The organism is Stieleria mannarensis (genome assembly GCF_014154935.1).
In the GTDB taxonomy this organism is placed as follows: Bacteria; Planctomycetota; Planctomycetia; order Pirellulales; family Pirellulaceae; genus Stieleria; species Stieleria mannarensis.
In genome coordinates this window covers 1-20139 of the sequence record NZ_JACEHH010000004.1, presented here as the reverse complement: position 1 = coordinate 20139, position 20139 = coordinate 1, and the positions used below count along the sequence as shown (strand labels likewise).

The window sequence follows — 20139 nt, the reverse complement described above, 5'->3', positions numbered from 1 at the left end:
CGACCGTTCTGTGTGCTAGGTGCCAAACCACTCAAAAACACGCAAATGACGAATTCTGGGTGGTCTAGGGAAAAGGGATGAGTTGATCGAGAGAAATCTCTATGGGCAGAGTTTATTCCCGCTCAATTCAACTCGCTACGAAAAAAACCGCCTTTCGCCCACTCCATCTGATCCTCCTTCCGGTTGTAAGTGTTGCATTTTGCAACACCTGTAGCAAAATCGATCAGCCGGAGTGGACGAAAGACAAGTCAAACCCCGGTAAGAGTGAGGGTAGACGCGATTGTTGTGCCAATTGAGAAAAAAAGGTTGCGCACGTTGGTGTTTAGCCTTCAGGCGATTCCCCCGTCGCTGCTTGGGACGTGAAATCTATTGCGGGTGAATTTCACGTTGCGCTGCGTGAAGCAATGACAACACAACCGCGTCGCGGTTGCACACCAGCGGCGTGTCACAACAAAACTTGGGGTCGCGATAGCGCACCCCAAGCTCAGACTGTGGGCGGCTAAAGCCTGGACACCAGCACGCTCGCATCACACTACTGCGCTTCGCCGCCGCCGAAGGTGAACTTGGACACCCCCCGCGACTTACTGGGCAGTTGGCCTCGCACCAGGACTTCCGTCACCCGCTGCGTTTCGGGTTCGAATCGCCGATTGCTGCGTTTGTCGGTAAAAATCGCTTGCGGCAGCGTCAGACTCTGCCCCGGCTGCAGGGGGCTGGCCTGAGTGATTTCGTAGTGCCCGTTGAGGATGATCGTCAAATGCCCGATCGGCTGGTCGAGTTCGCTGGTGACGGTGACCACGTCGGTCAGCACGGCGACCTTGCCCCCCGTCGTCGGCAGCGGGGCGCGATCGAGCGAAACGCGGACCGGCAGCGGCGGACCGCCGATGCTTTCGGGGAAGAGGGCGTAGACCCCCAGCCCGACCGCGATCATGACGCAAAACGCGACGAACAGGCCACGCGACGAAAGGTGGCGTGTGGGAGCGACGCGGGGATGGTCGCCCGCGGGGTTGGGATCTGCAGGGGACGGTGCAGAAGAGGTCATAGGAACGGGCCGCGTCGATTCGGAGGGCCCAGTGCTCGGAGGGGCCAGTGGTGGAGCCGAGGAATGAAAAAAGCCGGCTGACAAATCTGGCGATCTGTCAGCCGGCAGTTGCTTCGACCCGTCGGCGGCAAAATGGAGCCGCTGGGAGAAACGCGTAAGTCTAAGCGTGCTACTGCACAAGCCATTGTGTGACTTAGGCGAACCCTAAAAATGATCCCTCTGCCGAATTAAGAGGATCGAAGCGGGCGGGGTCTTTTTCAGACCACGCCGCGTAAGTGTAGAGCGCCGGCTTCTAACAGCAAGCGCACTGTGTCCTCGACACCATGGTGATCGGCGCGTGCCCACCGACGACGTGACTCCATTTTTCACGGTTCGGCCCGAATTTTCTGGCACGATCGATCACCCGTGGGGCGGGCATCGAAGTTCTGTTTTTTTCTCCGCGAAACGGCGATTGTCCCGTTTCAACGGCGCGGGACAGTTTTTTCATTCACATTTCGCCCTTCGTTCCGCTTGGTGGCATAGACCCTGATCCAGCCCCTGTCTGTTCGAGTGACCGATCCATGAACCAGCTTCGCAGGAAGTCCGCCCACCGCCGGTGTGCCGCCGGCCGTAGTATCAGTGAGCCTAATACCGATGCCTCCGACACCGCCGACTCATCAGCGCGGCGATTGAATCTTTACGCGCGTTCGTTTCGTTGCCGAATCGTGGCGTCTGCGCTGCTGTGCTTCGCGGTCATCGTGTTTGAGTCGCCGGCGGTCCGTGCGGAGGCTCCGCTGGATGGTGATTTGTTCAGCGAAATCTCGATGTCCGATACGGTGATTGACGCATCGCAGCAACTCACTTCGCCGGCCAAGGTGTCGGCTGTCGTTTTGGGGCCGGCAGCGTTGTCGGCGATGCTCGATGAAGCAGGCGTTGCGAACGAGGTCGAGTCACAGGCGGTTCGAGTCGACTTGGAGAGTTTATTGCCGACGGAATCGGATGCGGTGAAACGCAACGATCTGAGATTCCGCATCGACGCGGAGGCCGGACGCATCGACGTGGTGTTGCCGATCGAGGGTTTGACTGTCGGCGCACGCGATGACGGTGCAACCGTTGATGGCGAAACGTTGATGGCGTTGTTGGCCGCATTGCAGAACCATTCACATGTCCAATTGGTCGCGTCGGGAAAAACGTTGGCGTTCCAGTCGTCGCTCGGCAATCACGACGTCACCCCCGAACGACTGCGTGTTGCCGCCAAGCGATTGACGTCGGTCGCAGCGAACACGGCGTCGATGGTTTCTGCGGTGATGGTGAAACGGTCTGTCGCCCAGTCATCGACGGAAACCGCCCCACCGTCACAACCGTTGTCGACGTTGGTCGGTACTTGGTCGGCGAAAACATCGGCCAGCGATGCGTGGGCGGTTCGATTCGCCGGCGACGACAGCTTTGTGATGGTTCATACCAAGAACGGAAAGAATTCGGTGTCACGCGGGAAGTACAACGCAACCGCGGAGCGATTGGAGCTGAATGAATCGGCCGGAGGGACACTCGCCGGAACGCTGCAACGCAGTTCGGCAGATGCGTTTCGATGGCAGTTGCAGAATAGCAACGGGGATGTGGTGGCCACGCTCGCGTTTGAGAAGCAATGAGCGCACGATGGTGTTCAGCCATGAGGCGATTTTCCGCTCGCTGCGAAACAGCGAGTCGCGACGGCCCGGAAGGACCATCGTACCTGAGGCAGCGAGGATGAGCGGCGAAAGCCGGGGCACCAGCGCCGTTACTCCTCCTCGAACTCGGGAAACCGGATGAAGGTGTCGGGTGGTTGAAACAGGTCGTCCCAGGTTGCCTGATCGGTGTCCGCTGCATCCGTCACGAGCGTCTCGGGTTCGGCGAATTCATCGGCTTCGTCTTCGAGGCTGAATTCGGCCAACGACCGCGCGACGCTGACCGCCGTCTTCACTTCGTCGAGCAAGTCGTCGGGCGGCACTGCGGCTTCGACCGTCCCCAGGTAGGGTTCATGTTGGTGACCGACGTTCCATGTCAGTTTGAATTGTGTCGCCAATTCGGCAACCACACCCACCGCGGCGGTTGCGATTCGAGTCGATTCGGAAGTCGCGTTCGTCGCATTCAAATCCACTTCGATCTCGACCGTCAATTCCCCCGCGTGATTCACGTCGATTTGCGGGCCGACATCGGCGATCTGTTGCCGCCGACACTCGATCGGAAACGCCGCCAAGACCGCATCGATCTGGTTGCGGTCGTTTAACGGGTTGCTGGTGTAGACGAAACAAAGTTGCATGCGGAGCGGACGCGATTGACGGGGGCCTGGCGGATCGGATTGCTGCTAGACTACTGCGTCTGGTCCAAAATCCATACGCCCCTGGGGAATCCTTTCGGTGAAACCTCTCTACGTGTCCACAATCGTCGCGGGATTGCTGTGCTTGAATCTCGGTTGCCCCTCCAAGCCGGCGGCCGAATCGTCGCCGGACCGGTCGGTCGATCCCGCACCGACGGTCGAAGCCGACCGAGCGGGTCAAGTTCAAGCAGATCAAGTCGCGGAGGCCATCGAAGCGGTGGCGAAAACGCGTCGCGACGGAAACGGTGCGGTGATCGAAGTCGACTTGCGCGATGCGGAGGTCGGCGATGTGATCGGCAAGCTACCGGTCCTGCCCAAGTTGCGGAGTCTGTTGCTGGCCGGGTCCGATATCAGCGACCAGGATCTAGCCGAGGTCGGCAAGATCCAGACGCTGGAAAACCTGGACCTGCGTGGCTGCGGGATCGGAGATGACGGGATCGCGCATCTGGGCGGATTGAAAAGGCTCAAGGCGATCAAGTTTTCCGGCAAAGACGGCGCGACCACGGTGACCGACGCGGCCATGACGACGCTCGGCGGGATCAAGACGCTGAAAGTGATCGCGTCGGACTTTCTGCCGATCAGCGACGATGGGATCGCGGCGCTGGGCGGATTGTCGGAACTGGTCGAACTCTACTTGGCCGGGACCCGGGTCACCGATCAAGCAGCCAGCACGCTCGCCGGATTCTCGGCGCTTCGAAAACTGCGAATCGCGTCGACGGCATTCGGCAACGACGGGCTGGCCAAGCTTTCCGAGCTTTCCGACGTGACCGAATTGGATCTCAGCGAGTGCCAGGGAATCGACAACGACGCGTTGGCAACCCTCGGCGGTTTCAAGCAGCTTGCCAAGCTGAACCTGTACAGCACCTCGGTCGGCGATGGAGCCTGGGGGCAGCTCTCCGGGGCGGAGCAGCTGAAGTGGCTGAATGTCGACAAGACCAACGTCGGCGATGCGTCGTTGCAGGAACTGGGCCAATTGACCGGGCTGACGTTCCTGCATCTGGGCAGCACCAAGGTCACCGACGCGGGACTGCCGGCGCTGGCGGAACTGGCAAAACTGGAAAAATTGATCGTGACGCGAACCGAGGTGACCCAAGCCGGTGTCGATCAATTGCAGCCCAAACTGCCCGAGTGCGAGATCCAGCTGGCGTATGTCCCTGGGAAGTGACCGTCGAGCGGAAAAGGGGGCGGGAACGAACGGGCACGGGCAGAAGCGCTGGTGTTTAGCTGGACAGCGCCAGTTTGAATCAGAAACACCAGGATTTGCGGGTTAGAGTTGATCGTACTCGTACTCAGACGTTTCGCCGGTACTCGTACTCCTACTCGATCCGCCTCCTACTCGATCCGCAAGTTTCCCACGAGCTATCGAGTAGGAGTACGAGTACCACTTTGTTGAGTACGAGCACGAGTACGACTGGCGTGAAACTCATCCCATCTACCACGGTGATTCCGGCATCTTTTGAGCAAGTCGCCGTAAAGTGGCGCTGTCCAGTTAGCCTTTCGGCGATTCCCTATCGCTGCTTCGCAGCGACCGAGGGCGGCTAAAGCCTGAACACCAACGCTTGCTGAGCCCTGCTTGGCGTGCCACGCGATTCAGCGGATCGGTTGGCAAGTCAGTCGTGATCGATCATGTTGGGCAATTCGAATGACCAGAGGGCGGGGCGATCGCTCGTCGGTGGTTTGCCGACGGGAGGAAAGTCCGGGCTCCGCAGGACAGGATGGTCGATAACGTCGACCGGCCGCGAGGCCAGGGAAAGTGCAACAGAGAGCAGACCGCCGAACGGTTCACCGGGGCTCGGCCCCGACGGACGCGTGGTAAGGGTGAAACGGTGCGGTAAGAGCGCACCAGCGATCGGGGTGACTCGATCGGCTCGGTAAACCCCATCCGGAGCTAGACCAAACAGGGTGCAGAAGCGGTCCGCTTCGCCATCGACACTCGGGTAGGTCGCAATGGAGGCGACGAGCAATCGTCGTGCACAGATAAATGATCGCTGCCATCGGCGCCGCGGCCGGAATCCGTTCCGCCCGCCGGATCCGATCGGTACAGAACCCGGCTTACAAGCCCTCTGGTCATTCGCGTTTTCTTTGACGTAGCTACGCTCGATGCGAGCGTGGAACATCACAGAGGTCCACCTTCTGGCGAAGGTAGCTACGTTTGAACGGAAAAATCTCGACTTGCGTCGACCGCGGCAGATCGCTTAGATCGGTTCAGAGAACTCTCTGAGAATGAAATGGAATTCCGCAACTATCTGACCTGTCTCTGGCCGGGGCTCAGCGAGCTTTGGTGGCGTGGTCGGTTGTCAGCGTTGCCGTTGGCGATCGGGTTCGGTATCGGCATGAATTCCCTGTTGGTTCTCAAATACCTGTATCCGACCTGGCTGGACCCGTTGCTGGTGCGAAGTACCTGGTGGGTCGGCGTCTGTGTCTGGGTCTGCTGGACGGTCAAAAGTGTTCGTGAATTGCCAGCATTACTCGATCCACGAGCGGTCACCGAAACACCCGATCGATTTGTCGACGCCCAGGCGGCTTACCTGCGCGGCGACTGGGAGGCGACCGAACCGTTATTGTTGGGGATCCTGGCGATCGAACCGCGAGACCCCCCGGCATTGCTGATGTTGTCGAGTGTCTATCGTCATACAGGGCGGGTCAGCAGCGCCCGGGTGTTGCTCGACGAAATGCGGCGGTTGGAGATCGCCGACCGCTGGCAGATCGAAATCGACGCCGAAGCGGCTCGGATCGCTCGTCAAAGCGAATCCGGCGACGAAGACGACACCGAAGCGGGCGAGGATCGCCAAGAAACCGATTCGGCCTCGGAGTTGCGGGGAGATGGAAATGCTGCCGATTTGACAGCGGCCTAAGCGGGGCGTGTGGGCGAACCATCGAGCCGATTGCCCAGCGGAATCGAACGTTTTGTTCGCCACGTCGTGAAACTGACTACGTGACGACGTTTTAGGACAAGAGAATCGCAAAAATTTGAGCCGCATTTTTGCTTCAAATCAGGCTTCTGTCGGCTTGTTTCGCCGGGACTCCTATCCCCCAAAATTTACAAAACCGATAGAATCGAATTCAGCCGGTTGATTGCCGGTGATCCCTACCGCCGCTGTGTCCTCAAGCGGTCGTTGTGACTCGATTTCGCTTCCAATGGCGTACGGTTTGCTGATAAGGGACTGACGAGGAATCGAGACGAACGAATCGCCAAGTTGACAGTTCGACTGTCAACCTGAGTTTTGAACAATGCAAGGCGGACGTGGTTGGATGCCGGGGAACTCGCTTCCTTGGCCGAGGCCGCGTCTGATTTGAATGGACCAACCCGAGTGTGTGCCCCCCGCGGGTGCCCGCTTGGCAAAACCCGCCGGGTAACGAGACAAACTTATGTACGAACGATTTACCGACCGCGCTCGCAAAGTGATGCAACTGGCCAACCAGGAAGCACAGCGCTTTAACCACGAATACATCGGCACCGAGCACATTTTGCTCGGGCTGGTGAAAGAAGGCAGTGGTGTGGCTGCGAACGTTTTGAAGAACCTGGACGTCGATCTTCGCAAGATTCGGTTGGAGGTCGAGAAACTGGTCCAAAGCGGTCCCGAGATGGTGACCGTCGGCAAGCTGCCGCAAACGCCGCGGGCCAAGAAGGTGATCGAGTACTCGATGGAGGAAGCTCGAAATCTGAATCACAGCTACGTCGGCACCGAACACATTCTGCTGGGCCTGCTGCGGGAACAAGAAGGCGTCGCTGCTCAGGTGTTGATGAACCTGGGGCTGAAACTGGAAGACGTCCGCGAAGAAGTGCTCAATCTGCTCGGCCATGGGCTCGAAGGCGCCGAAGTCGGCGAGCGTGGCGGACGTGGATCGGAAGAGGGCAGTTCCAGCGGGTCGTCCGGCAAGAGCGGCAAGAGCAAGACGCCGGCCCTGGACAGCTTCGGTCGCGACCTGACCGAACTCGCTCGCAAAGGCGAACTGGATCCGGTCATCGGGCGCGAACGCGAAATCGAACGTGCCATCCAAATCCTCTGCCGCCGCACCAAGAACAACCCGGTCCTGCTGGGTGAAGCCGGTGTCGGCAAGACGGCGATCGTCGAAGGGTTCGCCCAGAAAGTGATCGAAGGCGAAGTCCCCGAGATCTTGGCCGAAAAACGAATCGTCGTCCTGGACCTTGCGATGATGGTCGCCGGAACAAAGTACCGCGGTCAATTCGAAGAACGGATCAAAGCGGTCATGACCGAAGTCCGCCGTGTGAAGAACACGATCCTGTTCATCGACGAACTCCACACCCTGGTCGGCGCCGGTGGTGCCGAAGGCGCGATCGATGCCGCCAACGTGCTCAAACCGGCCTTGGCCCGTGGTGAGATCCAGTGCATCGGTGCAACAACGCTGGACGAGTACCGCAAGTACATCGAAAAGGACAACGCACTGGCACGACGTTTCCAAGAGATCATCGTCGAACCGACCGGCAAAGAAGAAACGATCGAGATCCTCAAGGGGCTTCGTGAACGCTACGAAGAACACCACCGCGTTCAGATCACCGACGACGCAGTGGTTTCGGCCGTCGAAATGAGCGAACGCTACATCACCGCACGCTGTCTGCCCGACAAGGCGATCGATGTGATCGACGAAGCCGGTGCACGCGTACGATTGCGAACGATGACCCGTCCGCCGGATCTGAAAGAAATCGACGAAGAAGTCGAGCAGCTGAACAAGGAAAAAGAAGACGCGGTCGCCAACCAAGACTTCGAAAAAGCCGCCAACCTGCGTGACCAGGCCGAGAAGCTTCGCAAGAAGAAAGACCAGATCACCCAAGACTGGCGCGAAAAGAGCCAGCAGACCGACGGCGTCGTCGACGAAGAAGTGATCGCGGAGGTCGTCAGCAAGATGACCGGGATTCCGCTGACGCGTCTGTCAACCGAAGACAGCCTGCGGTTGATGCGGATGGAAGAAGAACTGCACAAACGCGTCGTCAGCCAGGACTTGGCGGTTTCGGCCGTCGCCAAAGCCGTCCGACGCAGCCGCAGCGGTTTGAAGGATCCCAAACGGCCCACCGGGTCGTTCATCTTCGCCGGTCCGACCGGTGTCGGTAAAACGCTGTTGGCCAAGGCGCTTGCCGAATACATGTTCGGCGACAGCGACGCGCTCGTGCACATCGACATGAGCGAGTACATGGAGAAACACAACGTCAGCCGACTGATCGGGGCGCCTCCCGGATTCGTCGGTTACGAGGAAGGCGGTCAGTTGACGGAGAAGATTCGCCGCCGACCGTACGCCGTGGTGCTGTTCGACGAAATCGAAAAGGCTCACCCCGACGTGTTCAACATGATGCTGCAGGTGATGGAAGAAGGGCGCTTGACCGATTCGTTCGGCCGCAACGTGGACTTCCGCAACACGATCCTGATCATGACCACCAACGCCGGTGCCGAAGCGATCAAGAACGAGTCCGCGTTCGGGTTCCAAAAATCCGACACCGACGCCAGCTACGAATCGATGAAGACTCGTGTGATGGAGCAGATCGAACGCGTCTTCCGCCCCGAGTTCCTGAACCGGCTGGATGACACGATCATCTTCCGTCACCTGACCCGCGACGATTTGAAATTGGTCATCGATTTCGAACTGTCCAAGGTCCGCGAGCGGTTGCTCGACCGTGGCCTGGCCCTGGAATTGCAAGACGAAGCGAAAGAGTTCCTGATCCGCCGCGGGACCGACCTGGATTACGGGGCACGTCCGCTGCGTCGTGCGATCGAGCAACGTATCGAAGATCCGCTCAGCGAAGAATTGCTGCGCGGTGCATTCGAAGGCAAGGACACGATCGTCGTCAAAGGGATCCTGGAAAACTCCGAGGGCAACTCGGTCGATCCGAGCGACATGACGATCACCGACGAAGGCAAGATGATCGACCCCGACGGCAAGAAGGTGAAAGTCGTCCGACTGGAATTCCACGGCGAAACCCGAGGGCACGCCGAAGAGAAGGAACAACCGGTCAGCGCCGCGGTCGGCCAGGGCGAAGAAAACAAGGACGATTCGGACAACTGATCCGACAGGCAATCGCCTGAATTGAACTTACAAAACCCCGCCGGTCATCGACCGGCGGGGTTTTTCGTTGCGCGTCGCGGAAGCCGCCAAGGCTTTCGGCCACGTCCCGATTAGCGAAACACTTGGCGAGCTCCCCTACGCCGCCTCGCGCCCCAGGTGTGGCGCGGCCGTCGGCAGATTGATCACGCCGGCGATCTGGTCGACCGATGCGACGCAATCCAGATCGATCGCACGACGTACCGCTGACAAGCTGTTGCGGTACCGCAGCATCCCGATCATTTCGCCCAGTGAGCCCCCGCCTAGCAACGCCTGTCGCAGCATCGCGACCATTCCCGGGGCGGGTTCGTTGGGCAGGACGCGATGGCGGATCGCGCCCAAGACCTGACCGCGAGCCAGATCGGATTCGTCGGTCGGCATCAATGCGCCGTCTGCTTCGATGCAGCAATCCACCGCCGATGCCGTCTCCCATCCGGCCCGTCTCAACAGGCATCCCATCGCGTAGCTGACCGCGATCGGATCGCTCATCGCCGGCGCGACCGCGTCGAGCAGATTGCCGAGCAGGTGGCGACGAATGAAGAACGCGTTGATGAAAAAGCCCGCGAAGCCTTCTGGCGGCGCATCGGCAGGCAAGCTTTGGCAGAACCGTCCGTCGGAATCGGACCAGTGAGCGCCATCGACGCTCCGGCCGGTGTCATCGACCAACGCGGGCGTGACAGCACCGACGTGCGGGGCGTCGAAGTGATCGAGCGCACGATCGGTCCATTCCGCGCGGGCTTTCATCCCCGTGCCCAGCACGTGAATGATCGGGGCGCTGGTGGCGTCAAACGCATCACGCACCAGGTCGGTCAGATTCGACGACCGTGCGGTGACGAAGTGGACTTCATCACTCAGTTCAAACGGATCGGTATAGGTCCCGTTGTGTACGGCAACGATCTGACAGTCATCCGTCTGGTTTTCCAAGACACTGAGCAACGTTTCCTCGAACAGTTTCTCGTCACGTTGCAGTGGAATCACAATCGAGACACGGGGCGGCCGCGGAAATTTCGGCACTGGAAGGCTCCAGTAAAACGTGGATAAACAGGGGGCTGAAAAAGAAAATCGGAGTTCTAAGCCGGCAATATTCAGTCGTTCAGACCCGCCGGAGACCGGTTTCGGCGGCAAGTAGACGCCCACAGACGGTTCCAGGCGAATAACCGGAAAGGTTTGACAGCCGGGTGGTGGCGACGGGAACGCAGAGGGCGTTAGAGAGATTGCGGGGCGCGAACGAGGTTGGTCAAAAAATGGGTTGGTCAAAAAATGAAAGCGCGTGGACGTGGTGTGGTCGCCGGAACGTCCGGTGCACCATTTTTTTTGACCAGTAAATTTTTTGACCGGTAAACTCTTCGCCCCCAAGACCCTCTGGCCTGGGCACCTTTTCTGCCGAAGATAGGGCTGCCTGACCGTTCAATCGCCGTGCTTTTCTCGCAGCCGCCCTGACAATCGCAGCATCAACTGGATGCGTTCAAACTCTGCCAGCCATTCGGCGGTCACGGCGGTCAGCAGGTCGACGTTGACCGCACCGATGCCGGTCGGGCAACTGGGGCCCAGCTGGGTGGCGGCCATGTGTCGGTACGTCGCCAGCGTCCGATCGCCGTAACGTCCGCAAACAAAGTTGTCTTCGCTGAGAAACAGCACCGAGGGGACGCGATGAGCGCCACAGGTCGAGATGGCGGCGGCGAATTCGCTGTGGTCGTCGCGATCAAAGAACCGCACGCGAATGTTCTCGTTGGCGCCGGCGAAATGATCGAACACGGGGCATTGGTTGATGCAGTCACCGCACCAGGCCCCGGCGGAGACCAGGACCTTCATTTCACGGGTGAATCCCGCCAGCAGTTCACGCTGAGCCGGATCGAGCCGGACTTCACGATGCACCGCAGCCCAGCGGTCCTGCTGGGCCGGGTTGCCGTACTTGGTCAAAAACGCGTTGTAGTCGAGCCCTTGTTCGAACAGGGCGGCGTAATCCAAAGACATCGATCAGCGGTTCTCGATCGGCACGACGGTCCGTTGGTTTTGCCCGGTGTAGATCTGTCGGGGGCGATAAATCCGCTTGCCCGGCGTGGCGTGCAATTCTTTCCAGTGGGCGATCCAGCCAGGCAGGCGACCGAGCGAGAACAGGACGGTAAACATCTGGACGGGAATGCCCATCGCCCGGTAGATCACGCCGGAATAGAAGTCGACGTTCGGATACAGCTTGCGTTCGACGAAGTATTCGTCTTCCAAAGCGACGTCCTGCAATTCCTGGGCGACGTGGAACAGGGGGTCGTCGATATTCAGCTTGGCCAGCAGTTTGTCACAGCAGGCGCGAATGATTTGGGCGCGTGGGTCAAAGTTCTTGTAGACCCGGTGTCCGAATCCCATCAGGCGGAAGCTGCTGTTTTTGTCCTTGGCCATGTCGACGTACTTCTTGACGTTTCCGCCGTCGGCCGCGATCTGCTCCAGCATGTTGACGCAGGCTTCGTTTGCCCCGCCGTGCAGCGGCCCCCACAGGGCGCCGATTCCGGCAGAGATGGACGCGAACAGGTTCGAGTTGCTGCTGCCGACCATTCGCACCGTCGACGTGCTGCAGTTTTGTTCGTGATCGGCGTGGACGATCAACAGCAGGTTCAGTGCTTCGGCAAAGTCGGGGTCGACCAAGTGGTCGTGAGCCGGCGTTGCGAACATCATGTGCAAGAAGTTTTCGCAGTAATCCAAATCGTTGTTCGGATACATGAACGGCTGGCCGATCGACTTCTTGTACGCATAGGCGGCGATCGTCGGCAGTTTCGCCAGCAGTCGATAGATCGAGATCTCGACCTGGTCGGGATCGTCGACTTGCATGGAATCTTGATAGAAGGTCGACAGCGCCCCGACGACACTGCTGAGGATCGCCATCGGGTGGGCGTCACGCGGGAATCCGTTGTAGAACGACCGCATGTCCTCGTGGATCATGGTGTGGTGGCGGATCCCGCTGCGGAAATTGGCCGCTTCTTCGGGGCTGGGCAATTCGCCGTGGATCAGCAGGTAAGCGACTTCGACAAAATCGCAGTGGGCGGCCAGGTCTTCGATCGGATAACCGCGATAACGTAGGACGCCCTTTTCACCGTCCAAAAACGTCACCGCGCTGCGGGTGCTGCCGGTGTTGACAAAGCCTTCATCGAGCGTCACCAGCCCGGTCGAACCGCGAAGTGCGGAGATGTCGATTCCCCGTTCCCCTTCGCTGCCTTCGACGACCGGGAGCTCAATTTCCTGGTCACCATAAATCAGGCGAACCTTACCGGCGTCTTGGGTTTCCAAATTAACGCTTGAACTCATCTCGTGATCCGGGAAATCTCGATTGGGGCGAGGGCAATAGGGGGGGCTAGCCAATGCGATTGGCCGGGTGTGTCCACCGCAGGAGTTTACCCCGGCGTGACCGGATCGACAATTAGACTGTCAATGGATCGGCTGAAGACTTGTTTTGATCGGCTCACAGCCTTTGCAGTAGGGGTGGCGATTCCGCTGGCGATCGATATCGCGGTGAATCGGGCCCTCGGCGGTCACGTCGGGCAGCCGGGCTTCCCACGGCCGGCACTCGCGATTGAGCGGCCCTTCGAGCAGCCGACTTTCCGTCCGTTGCCACTCAATCTGATTTCGCATCGGATCCTCGATGCTGCACTGCCCGTCGACATTGGGGTCCACGATGTGGGGGATCAGTGCGACGATGATCTCGGTCCGAGCCCGCGAGGTTTCACGACGCTGGAACAGTTTTCCGACGTGCCTGAAATCGCCCAACCAGGGCAGTTTCTTGATCACCACCCGGTCTTCCTCTTGAATCAAGCCACCGACGATCATCCCTTGGTGGTTGTCCAGCATCACCGACGTCTCGACTTCACGCGTCGTCTCTTCGGGCAACAGCGTGTCCGGGTTGATCTCCCCGCTGCTGACCTTCGGTTTGACCTGAAGCAAAACGCGATGGTCGCGGCTGATCGTCGGCGTGACGTTCAGCACGACACCGGTGTCCAAATAACGCACGTCTTGGATCGTCGAGGTCTGTGTGACCGTGGCGACGGCAAAACCCAGTTGTTGGCCGACTTGGATCTTCGCGTTTTGCCCGTTGACCACCATCACCCGTGGCGTGGCAAGCGTCTTGGCATCGGTCGTCGTTTCCAACAGCGTCAACAAGGCCTTCAAGTCCGTGCCGCTGATCTCGGCAAAGTAAAACGGATTGGTCGATGTGGCGATGTTGTCGGTCAGCCGAAATCCGCCGACGCGAAAGTCGCCGCCGAAGATCGCTTCGAAATTGACGCCGTGTTCCATGTCGTCCTTGAGTTCGATTTCCAGCACACGCGCTTCGATCATCACCTGCAGCGGGGCCTGGTCGGCCTGCATGAGGTACTGCTCGACTTGCGCGAGCACGCTGGGGGTGTCGACGACGACGATCGATTCGCGGCCCTTGCGATGGTCCAGCTCGTCGGCTTTCGAACTGTACGCGCTGCCGATCGGCGACAGCAGCCCCGTGATCGTCGGCTCCACGTCTTCCGACCGGGCAAAGTCCAACGGAAAGACTCGCAGCTGCCGAGACTCGCGAGGAAGATTGTCTTTGGGATAAATCAAGATCACGTTGTCTTCACGCTCGATCGCCAATCCGGTCATTCGCGCGACGCTGGTCAGCGTTTGCTCGGGCGTCAGTCCGGCGACATTCGCCGTGACCGTGCCCTCGACATCCGGGGCCACCAAAATGTTCATCCCATAGCCCTTGGCCAGCATTTCCAACACCGTGCGGACATCCACATCATCAACGCTCAAGGTTACATCGCTGACACTCGGCGGTGTGGGCAACGTTTCGCCGCCACCGAGCGCAAACGGCCACCCCATGGCGTCCGATGCTTCGGGCGCCGTTGCCGAACGCTCGGGCGCGTCTGTCCCTGCGTCGGGCACGGCGGAAGCCGCTGATGACACCGCCGTGTTTTGTGGTTTGTCGACGGCCCGCTGGTGCTGGTCTTTTGCCGGTTCCGCTGCAGCCGAGCCCGACAGCGAGGGTTCGGTTGATACCGCGCTGGTCGCCGCCGTCGCCGTTACAGAGGGCGTCATCTGAGGCGCTTTCAAAGCGGCCCGTGAACCGGGCTGCGAACGGGGAGCCGCCGGCGGCGCCTGCCGCAACATGTCCGAGAGCTTCGCGTCGGCTCCGACGTCGGCCGGGCCGGGGATCAGCGGCTGGCCGACCACCACCGGCACGATCGGCGTCGCCATCACCGGGCTGATCGCGGGGGCCGCTGCGACGTCATTGGCCATCTCACTGGGCGGGGCCATCTCAATGGGCGGGGCCATCTCACTGGGCGGGGCCAGCTCACTGGGCGGGGCCAGCTCACTGGGCGGGGCCAGCCGGTGTCGCGTGGGACGCAAAAGCGTGACGACTTGTCCGGCACCCTCCGGGGCATCTTCTCCTTCGTCCTGGTAACCCGCGATCTGGATTTCGTGACCGGTGGCGGTGTTTTCGGCCGCAGGCGGATTGATCGTCACGGCCGCCCCCCCCCTCGGTTGCAGGGCTGCCGGTGGTTGCAGGGCATTCGAACGACGCAGGGCGATGCGGGCCCGCTCGGTTTCGATCATGGCGGTGTAAAGCGAATCCAGACGAGCTGCTTTGTCGATTCGCCCCAAGGCGTCCAGGTTCCCCAGCGCGATCGCCGTGTCGATTTGCGAGCGGGTGAGCTGTGCGCTCAGCGAGCCTGTGACCGTTCGGCGGGGCGGATCGGCCGACGCATGGCCGCACAGGCAAACCACCAGCAACCCAGCGATCCATCGAGCTGTCATCGCAGGTCGACTGACGGATCTGCCAGCGCTGGTTCCCGGCGGTCCGGACCGCCCGCCGTCGTCGCTCTCTGGCGACGAGGACGAATCGGCGAATCGTGCGCGTTGTAGGTTCAGTTTCAGCATCGGCTGGCTCGTTGACCGGGACCGTCAGGCTTGGCGCGACCGCCGACGTTGGTCCGAAGCGGCCTCTTATACCGTTCGGATCGGTCGAACCGCCTGTTGGGGTTAATCGGCACACTCCGCAAGACGCGAAAGTGCGGGTGGCCCAGGCATGCGTCCCGCAGGACCAAAACGAACGGCAGTACCCGACAAGCTGCCCCAATCGACAAACTCGCCGCAGCATGACGTTCGGGGAAGCGGTGCGAGTCCGAATGGGGTCAGTGCCCCAGAGCCTCCAGCATCGTATGCAACGTCGCAGGCAGCGGCCGGATCAGCCCCGACTCGGCCCGCTGGACCAACAGCCGGACTCGCCGCGAGGGAGCTGCGTCGACGGCTTGATGAAGCGGGGTCAGACGATCACCGTGCCAGCCGACTTGGGTGCCATCGACGGTCAAAATGCGGTCTCCCGCGATCAGTCCCGCCCGCTCGGCGGCACTGCCAGGGACGACGGAGGTGACCACGCAACCGGCCGTCGTCGGCTTGCAACGCACCCCCAGAATCCAACGTCGCGCGGGAGAGAAGGGTTTCTGCGACGCGGATTCCCGCTGGGAATTGCCGGCCAGCTCCAGCCGGCAAGCCTCGGGGCGAATCGAGAGTTGTTTTTCAGGCTCCCGACTCTCAGCCCCCTGGCCGAAAACGGTGGCCGAAAGCATGCCCACCACCAAGGCGACGGCGATCACAACGTAGCCCAGGACAGGATTTTCAAGCTGATCTTCGTTCACGGCAGTCGCTCCGGCGGGAATTTCGGTCGAATCGTTGTTGCAAAACTTTGGACGCGAAAATCGCGTTCCCGGAGACGAAGCGGGGCGAGCGGCGAAATGTTACCGGTCATCTGGGGTCACCAAAAAGAAACTCAACCGGTACCATTCCGCAGATTGGCGTCGGAGGCCGTCGGGCTGAAAAACCGTCGCAAACCACCCCCACTCTCAAAACCAGAGACTCGCACGGTCCATGTCCGGGCACGAAACTCCAAAGGGCGGCGTCGCCCGATTCCTGATCGACAACTCCCTGCTGCTGGTGATCGGGGCCGTCGCGGCCCTCGTTTGGGCTAATCTGGCCGACCGCAGCGGCAGTACCAGCTACCACGATTTCATCCACTACGATGTCCGAAACCTGTGGGGAGGCGGGGAACATCACGAAAGTGCCCCGATTCCGGTCGACGACGGCTCAGTCGCCATCGCTGCTGAGAACGACGCCGAACACAGTGACGCCGAACACAGTGACCCCGAACACAGTGAGGGTGAACATGGCGAGGACGGCCACGGCGACGGAGGCCACCATTGGTACTCGCTCAGCTTTATCATCAACGATGTTTTGATGGCATTGTTCTTTGCCATCGCCGCCAAAGAGGTTTGGGAATCGCTGCTGCCCGGCGGGGCGCTTTCGAACCCGCGCAAGGCCGCGACGCCCTTGCTGGCAACCTTCGGCGGAATCGTCGGTCCGGCCCTGTTCTATTTGCTCGGTGCCTATGCAACGGGAACCCAGGCGGAACTGGGACAGGGTTGGGCGGTCCCGTGTGCGACCGACATCGCGTTCAGCTATCTGGTCGCCCGGCTGATTTTCGGCCCCGGCCACCCGGCGATCGCGTTCTTGCTGCTCTTGGCGATCGCCGACGACGCGGCCGGGTTGCTGATCCTGGCGATCTTCTACCCCTCGGCGCCGATCGAACCGATTTGGTTGCTGCTGACCGCCGGGGCGATGGCGTTTGCGTGGTTGCTGCGCAAGTTAAAGATCCATTCCCACTGGTTCTACTTGCTCGGCCCGGGCGTCCTGTCCTGGTTTTCGTTCTACATGGCCCACATCCACCCGGCCTTGGGACTGGTGCCGATCATCCCGATGCTTCCCAGCGCGGTGTCGGACCTGGGGATCTTCGCACGCGACGAATTGCATCGCGACGACACGTTGAACGAGTTCGAACACTTTTGGAAAACCCCGGTCGAGTGCATTTTAGGTTTGTTCGGACTTGCCAACGCCGGCGTCGTGCTCAGCAGCGTCGGGACGGGGACTTGGCTGGTGTTGGCCGGCCTGCTGCTCGGCAAACCGGTAGGGATCACGGCGATGACCTTGCTGGCCGAGAAAGGATTCCGGTTGCAGAAACCGGCCGGGATGGATTATCGCCACGTCGTTACCTTGGGAATGGTCGCGGGAATCGGATTCACCGTCGCGCTGTTCGTCTCGGTCGCCGCGTTTAAAATTCCCGGCGCCACCCAGGACTCGGTCAAGATGGGCGCGTTGCTCAGCTTTGGTGCCGCGCCGCTTGCCGTCCTGATCGCCAAACTGCTCTCGGTGCGTCCCGGCGATGACGAAGAGGAAGCGGAAATCGCGCCGGCGCAAAGTGACACCGCCGCGTAGGCTTCGACTCGAAACCCCACCGGAATTTTGCCCCCTACCTGATCAGCGGATCACAGCCCATGCCAGCCAATCAACGAGATCCCGAAAACTTGCCGCCCGAGGCGATCGGCGAATGTGAACTCGAACGCCCACAACCGGCCGACGAGCCGATCACCACGGTGCCGGCGGTCGAAAGCTCGGATCTATTTGACGAGATGCGTGCGACGATCGCACGGCTGGAAAAAGACCGGACGTCCCGCGGCGATTTGAAGATCCTCTCGCGGACGCTGCTCGAATTGCGTTATGCGTTCAAAGTGTTTCGCCCCTATCGACGTCGTCGCAAGGTCACGATCTTCGGTTCGGCGCGGACCAAACCGGATCATCCCGACTATCAATCGGCCGCCGAGCTGGGACGGCGGATGGCCGAGCACGGCTGGATGGTGATCACCGGTGCCGGCGGCGGGATCATGGAAGCCGGTCACGTCGGTGCCGGCAAAGAGGCCTCGATGGGGTTGAACATCATGCTGCCGTTCGAGCAGGGTGCCAACCACGTGATCGAAGGCGACCCGAAACTCGTGACGATGAAGTACTTCTTCACACGAAAGCTGATGTTCGTCAAAGAATGTAGTTCCGTGGTCTGTTGCGCCGGTGGGTTCGGCACGCTGGACGAAGCCCTCGAAACATTAACGCTGATGCAAACCGGAAAGCAAACGATGCTTCCGCTGGTGTTGCTGGACAACCCACAAGGAAGCTATTGGAGTGATCTGGGCAAGTTCATTGACAAACAATTGCTCGGCGGCGGCATGATCAGCCCCGACGACGTTTCGCTGTACCGGATCACCAACGACGTCGACGTGGCGATCGAAGAGATCCTCGGGTTCTATCGTCGCTATCACAGCATGCGTTACGTCCGCGACCGACTGGTGTTCCGGCTCAAAGAGAATCTGTCGGATGAGAAGATGGAAACGATCCAAAGCGAGTACAGCGACATCCTGGTCGACGGACGTTTCAAACAGTGCAAGGCGCTGGCCGAGGAAGCCGGCGAGCCGGATCTGGCCGGATTGCCGCGTCTGGTGTTCCACTTCGACCGTCGCAGCCTGGGAAAGCTGCGAAAACTAATCAACGAAATCAACGCCGACTGAACGGAGTGTAATTAGAACGGATCCATTGATGCTTGACATCCGCGGGTAAGCACTGCCATCGGTGGGCTCATTCGATTCCAGCTTTCGGGGCTGTCCGCTGGAGTCAATTGCTGCGAGGCACCATCGGGACCGGCCGGGGAAGGCCTTGCCCAGCATGAGAGCCTCGGCAAGAGATTCGGCATCCTCTCGCGGTGTAACCACATCGATCCCGGCGACAACCGCCAATCGCTCGGATGCCGCCGTCGGATCGCCAGCACTACATTGAGCGATCACCAAATCGGAGATTTTGAGGTCGAATCGCATAGAAGCATCTGACCACCACCGACGAGTGGACAGTTGGCGAGCCAACATGATGGGGTCCGGATGATTGCGTGACGCAATCGTGCCAACGACAGTTGTTTCGAGGTAAACGGTTTCCATCGTCGCATCGTAGGACATTCATCGCCCTCTCACGAGCTGCGGCGATCAATCGACGAGCGTTAGACATCACCGAGGACGCGCGAAAGACTCAACCATTGCAAACCGCCCGGCTCGCGTCCTTCGGTGCATGTCATGGTTCGTCGAATTCAGCGATGAGTCAGTCTTTGGAGCCTGACGTTTCGGCGTTTCGTTCGAATCGCTCCAGTCTATAGCAAAGCCAGTCATTCATGCCCTTCGTGTCAAATTTGGTTGGTCGGTCATGCCCAAATCTTGCTAGACAGACCTTTAGTTGGTCATCCTCGAACTGGTAGATCCCCAGGAGCGTACGGTTGCCCAATTTCTGGGTGAAATGTCTTGGGTTTTGTTTTCCGTCAAGCGAGTACTCGACTTTAACACCTCGTTTCCCAGCAAGCCCGGCGGGTGTCGTTGATCCGGGTGTCAACGTATATTCTTTGTCGGCGAAATCCCAGATCATTCCCTTAAAGCTCGCACCCAGGTCCTCTTCTCCGTTGGACTGGAGCGCAACTACCCGCCATTCACCTTTCAGACGTTGTCTATCTGCTGTGTCGTCCGCTGAAGCATCGACGGACAACAAAGCGATTGCGGCAACAAAGGCGAACCTTAATCTAACGCAGTACATTTCGCACATCCTCAATGAAGGGGACCACGGGGGTCAGTAAATACGAACGGCGGCCGTCACCGAGGACGGACGATTGATCTTCCCTTCAAAAACCGCGCAAGCCGTCCTTCGGTGCACGGCATTGTTCAAGTAAGCCGCTGCGCGGCGGGAGATTTGGTGGGTATGGGACCTTGATGGAAGGAGCGGTTCACGGTGAACCGTTTCACGCACTCCTTCCACAAGGAACATACGATGTCCAAGTCTAACC

15 protein-coding genes and 1 other RNA gene are annotated in these 20139 nt (G+C 60.0%); 7 read left to right on the top strand and 9 right to left on the bottom strand.

Going from position 1 to position 20139, the window contains the following annotated elements; all coding sequences use genetic code 11:
• Positions 1 to 532: 532 nt before the first annotated feature.
• On the bottom strand, positions 533 to 1039 hold the full coding sequence (locus H1B37_RS03745) for a hypothetical protein (protein WP_182865285.1): 507 nt from the start codon (positions 1037 to 1039) through the stop codon (positions 533 to 535).
• 560 nt (positions 1040 to 1599) lie between these two features.
• Between H1B37_RS03745 and H1B37_RS03740 the strand changes: the two genes are divergently transcribed.
• Entirely contained in the window at positions 1600 to 2667 is a 1068-nt protein-coding gene (locus H1B37_RS03740; protein ID WP_182865284.1) for a hypothetical protein, read from the top strand.
• A gap of 128 nt (positions 2668 to 2795) precedes the next feature.
• On the opposite strand, the gene H1B37_RS03735 is transcribed toward H1B37_RS03740, so the two are convergent.
• Positions 2796 to 3317, bottom strand: coding sequence for a hypothetical protein (locus tag H1B37_RS03735; RefSeq protein WP_182865283.1), 522 nt, complete (start codon positions 3315 to 3317; stop codon positions 2796 to 2798).
• A 97-nt stretch (positions 3318 to 3414) separates the two neighbouring features.
• Here H1B37_RS03735 and H1B37_RS03730 point away from each other — a divergent pair, with 97 nt between their 5' ends.
• The 4 genes from H1B37_RS03730 to H1B37_RS03715 all read left to right on the top strand — a co-directional run bounded on the left by H1B37_RS03730 (position 3415) and on the right by H1B37_RS03715 (position 9392).
• Entirely contained in the window at positions 3415 to 4539 is a 1125-nt protein-coding gene (locus H1B37_RS03730) for a leucine-rich repeat domain-containing protein (protein WP_220498022.1), read from the top strand.
• A gap of 481 nt (positions 4540 to 5020) precedes the next feature.
• An RNA gene (rnpB, locus tag H1B37_RS03725) (RNase P RNA component class A) lies at positions 5021 to 5445 on the top strand.
• A 157-nt stretch (positions 5446 to 5602) separates the two neighbouring features.
• Positions 5603 to 6229 (top strand): tetratricopeptide repeat protein, encoded by a 627-nt coding sequence (locus H1B37_RS03720; protein ID WP_182865281.1) that lies wholly within the window; start codon positions 5603 to 5605, stop codon positions 6227 to 6229.
• Between the two features lie 514 nt (positions 6230 to 6743).
• On the top strand, positions 6744 to 9392 hold the full coding sequence (locus tag H1B37_RS03715; RefSeq protein WP_182865280.1) for an ATP-dependent Clp protease ATP-binding subunit: 2649 nt from the start codon (positions 6744 to 6746) through the stop codon (positions 9390 to 9392).
• 135 nt (positions 9393 to 9527) lie between these two features.
• Here H1B37_RS03715 and H1B37_RS03710 read toward each other — a convergent pair whose 3' ends face one another.
• The 5 genes from H1B37_RS03710 to H1B37_RS03690 all read right to left on the bottom strand — a co-directional run bounded on the left by H1B37_RS03710 (position 9528) and on the right by H1B37_RS03690 (position 16081).
• Positions 9528 to 10442: a hypothetical protein gene (locus H1B37_RS03710; protein WP_182865279.1), complete on the bottom strand. Its 915-nt coding sequence runs from the start codon at positions 10440 to 10442 to the stop codon at positions 9528 to 9530.
• 393 nt (positions 10443 to 10835) lie between these two features.
• Complete coding sequence (locus H1B37_RS03705) at positions 10836 to 11402, bottom strand: thioredoxin family protein (RefSeq protein WP_182865278.1); 567 nt, start codon at positions 11400 to 11402, stop codon at positions 10836 to 10838.
• A 3-nt stretch (positions 11403 to 11405) separates the two neighbouring features.
• Positions 11406 to 12722, bottom strand: coding sequence for a citrate synthase (locus H1B37_RS03700; RefSeq protein WP_147869887.1), 1317 nt, complete (start codon positions 12720 to 12722; stop codon positions 11406 to 11408).
• Positions 12723 to 12842: 120 nt separating this feature from the next.
• Positions 12843 to 15200 carry a secretin GspD/PilQ domain-containing protein gene (locus H1B37_RS03695; RefSeq protein ID WP_182865277.1) on the bottom strand — a complete coding sequence of 786 codons (2358 nt, stop codon included), beginning with the start codon at positions 15198 to 15200 and terminating at the stop codon, positions 12843 to 12845.
• A gap of 377 nt (positions 15201 to 15577) precedes the next feature.
• Positions 15578 to 16081 (bottom strand): PDZ domain-containing protein, encoded by a 504-nt coding sequence (locus tag H1B37_RS03690; protein ID WP_182865276.1) that lies wholly within the window; start codon positions 16079 to 16081, stop codon positions 15578 to 15580.
• A gap of 229 nt (positions 16082 to 16310) precedes the next feature.
• Here H1B37_RS03690 and H1B37_RS03685 point away from each other — a divergent pair, with 229 nt between their 5' ends.
• Positions 16311 to 17711 (top strand): Na+/H+ antiporter NhaA, encoded by a 1401-nt coding sequence (locus H1B37_RS03685; protein ID WP_182865275.1) that lies wholly within the window; start codon positions 16311 to 16313, stop codon positions 17709 to 17711.
• Between the two features lie 59 nt (positions 17712 to 17770).
• The gene (locus H1B37_RS03680) at positions 17771 to 18832 is read left to right on the top strand and encodes an LOG family protein (RefSeq protein WP_182865274.1); all 1062 of its coding nucleotides are present in this window, start codon (positions 17771 to 17773) and stop codon (positions 18830 to 18832) included.
• Here the strand turns inward: H1B37_RS03680 and H1B37_RS03675 are convergent.
• On the bottom strand, positions 18806 to 19252 hold the full coding sequence (locus H1B37_RS03675) for a PIN domain-containing protein (RefSeq protein ID WP_182865273.1): 447 nt from the start codon (positions 19250 to 19252) through the stop codon (positions 18806 to 18808). The genes H1B37_RS03680 and H1B37_RS03675 overlap by 27 nt on opposite strands.
• A 157-nt stretch (positions 19253 to 19409) precedes the next feature.
• Complete coding sequence (locus tag H1B37_RS03670; protein ID WP_182865272.1) at positions 19410 to 19844, bottom strand: TIGR03067 domain-containing protein; 435 nt, start codon at positions 19842 to 19844, stop codon at positions 19410 to 19412.
• Positions 19845 to 20139: the final 295 nt, after the last annotated feature.

What these genes read in the sequence shown, in the direction of transcription:
- H1B37_RS03715 (WP_182865280.1), top strand. Translation starts at nt 6,744, where the DNA reads ATGTACGAACGATTTACCGACCGCGCTCGCAAAGTGATGCAACTGGCC.
- H1B37_RS03680 (WP_182865274.1), top strand. Translation starts at nt 17,771, where the DNA reads ATGCCAGCCAATCAACGAGATCCCGAAAACTTGCCGCCCGAGGCGATC.
- H1B37_RS03685 (WP_182865275.1), top strand. Translation starts at nt 16,311, where the DNA reads ATGTCCGGGCACGAAACTCCAAAGGGCGGCGTCGCCCGATTCCTGATC.
- H1B37_RS03745 (WP_182865285.1), bottom strand. Translation starts at nt 1,039, where the DNA reads ATGACCTCTTCTGCACCGTCCCCTGCAGATCCCAACCCCGCGGGCGAC.
- H1B37_RS03705 (WP_182865278.1), bottom strand. Translation starts at nt 11,402, where the DNA reads ATGTCTTTGGATTACGCCGCCCTGTTCGAACAAGGGCTCGACTACAAC.
- H1B37_RS03740 (WP_182865284.1), top strand. Translation starts at nt 1,600, where the DNA reads ATGAACCAGCTTCGCAGGAAGTCCGCCCACCGCCGGTGTGCCGCCGGC.
- H1B37_RS03700 (WP_147869887.1), bottom strand. Translation starts at nt 12,722, where the DNA reads ATGAGTTCAAGCGTTAATTTGGAAACCCAAGACGCCGGTAAGGTTCGC.
- H1B37_RS03695 (WP_182865277.1), bottom strand. Translation starts at nt 15,200, where the DNA reads ATGACAGCTCGATGGATCGCTGGGTTGCTGGTGGTTTGCCTGTGCGGC.
- H1B37_RS03675 (WP_182865273.1), bottom strand. Translation starts at nt 19,252, where the DNA reads ATGGAAACCGTTTACCTCGAAACAACTGTCGTTGGCACGATTGCGTCA.
- H1B37_RS03735 (WP_182865283.1), bottom strand. Translation starts at nt 3,317, where the DNA reads ATGCAACTTTGTTTCGTCTACACCAGCAACCCGTTAAACGACCGCAAC.
- H1B37_RS03720 (WP_182865281.1), top strand. Translation starts at nt 5,603, where the DNA reads ATGGAATTCCGCAACTATCTGACCTGTCTCTGGCCGGGGCTCAGCGAG.